Below are 1,597 nucleotides of genomic sequence, written 5' to 3' on the forward strand. Positions count from 1 at the left end.
TCAGAGCGTGTGAAAACGCACTGACGATAGGCAAATCCAACGCCCCGACTGGTTCGGGGCGTTGGCGTTTTTGATGTCTGGAAATGGAAGACGGGACTTATCCCAATAGTTCGATCAACCGACGGGCACCCAGCACATTGATGGCACGTTTCAGGTTGTAGGCGTTGACCGCCAGGGCCATTTCCGTCCGAGCTCCCTGCAGTTGTCGGAGCAGGAAGCGACCATTACCCAAAATCCATTGTTTCAGGTTGCCGAAGGGATGTTCGACGATGGATCTACGCCTGACCATCATCTCCGGATGTGCCTGCATCCGCTGATGCATGCGTTCGAACGCGGCTTCATGGACATGCCGACTCACGTATCGGCGCTTGGCCTTGGTGCAGTGTGATTTCAATGGACAGCCTGCGCAGTCATCCTGCACGGCATAGATGCGCTGTAGGCCACTGACCTGCTTGAACAGTAGCCATTTGCCCGCCGGGCATTGGTACTGGTCGTGGGTGGCGTCATAGGTGAAGGCGTCACGCTCGAACAGCGGCGTATCGTCACCCTGATTGTTGATCCCCCGGTTTGCCGGTACATAGGCCGTGATCTTTGCATCGTCACAGGCTTGAAACTGCTCACCATTGGAGTAGCCGGCATCGGCTGTAACCGTCAGTTCTTCCTGCTCCAGCACAGCCTTGGCAGTTTTGGCCATAGGTTCCAGTTGCTGGTTATCGCTGCCGTCCTGAGTGACGGCATGATGCAAGATCAACCCATGCTCGCCATCTACCGCGCTTTGCACGTTATAAGCCACGCGAGCCCCCTGGTGGGTACGCATCATGCGGGCCTCGTCCTCACCCACGACGAACTGATCCAGCCCCTGTACCTCCATCAACGCCTGGACTGTCAGGTTATCGGCATGTCGGCTCTCCAGGTGCTGCAGCGCAGCCTTGACCGCGCTGCGATCAACCACTTCAGCCGCCTCACTGCGGTCAGCCTCGTCCAGTTCTGCCAGATAACGGGCGATCTGCGCCTCCAGCTTGGCTTGTTGACGCTTGAGCTTCGTCAGGCTCAGATGCTTGCGTTGCGACGCTACCGCCTGAAACTTGCTGCCATCGATGGCCACGAGTTGCCCGCTGATCAGTCCCACCTGGCGACAGAACTGGACGAAGGTGCGGCAGGTCGCCTGAAAAGCAGCACTGTTGTCCTTGCGAAAATCGGCAATGGTCTTGAAATCCGGCGCCAATCGGCCCAGCAGCCACATCACCTCGACATTGCGTTGGCACTCGGCCTCCAGGCGCCGGGAGGAGCGGATGCGCTGGAAGTATCCGTATAGATAAAGCTTGAGTAGATCCGCCGGATCATAGCCAGGACGTCCAGTCTTGAGCGGCTCGGCCTTGCTGAAACCCAGAGCCTGCAGATCCAGACGAGCAACATAGGCCTCGATCACCCGTACCAGATGATCCTCCGGTACCAGCTCCTCCAATGTGGGAGGAAACAGGCTGCTTTGCTGACGACCTTCGCCCTGGATGTAGCCCATAAACGACAATGCCCCCATCGACTGATGGAGGCATTGTCTTCAGCTTGCTCTCGGACTGCTAGATTTTCACACAGTCTG

At 57.6% G+C, this 1,597-nt stretch carries 1 protein-coding gene; it reads right to left on the reverse strand.

What is annotated here, in order from left to right:
- Positions 1–97: 97 nt before the first annotated feature.
- The gene (locus GYB81_RS22900) at positions 98–1,519 is read right to left on the reverse strand and encodes an IS1182 family transposase (protein ID WP_161867838.1); all 1,422 of its coding nucleotides are present in this window, start codon (positions 1,517–1,519) and stop codon (positions 98–100) included.
- Positions 1,520–1,597 lie beyond the last annotated feature (78 nt).

This window comes from Pseudomonas yangonensis (assembly GCF_009932725.1).
GTDB lineage: Bacteria > Pseudomonadota > Gammaproteobacteria > Pseudomonadales > Pseudomonadaceae > Aquipseudomonas > Aquipseudomonas yangonensis.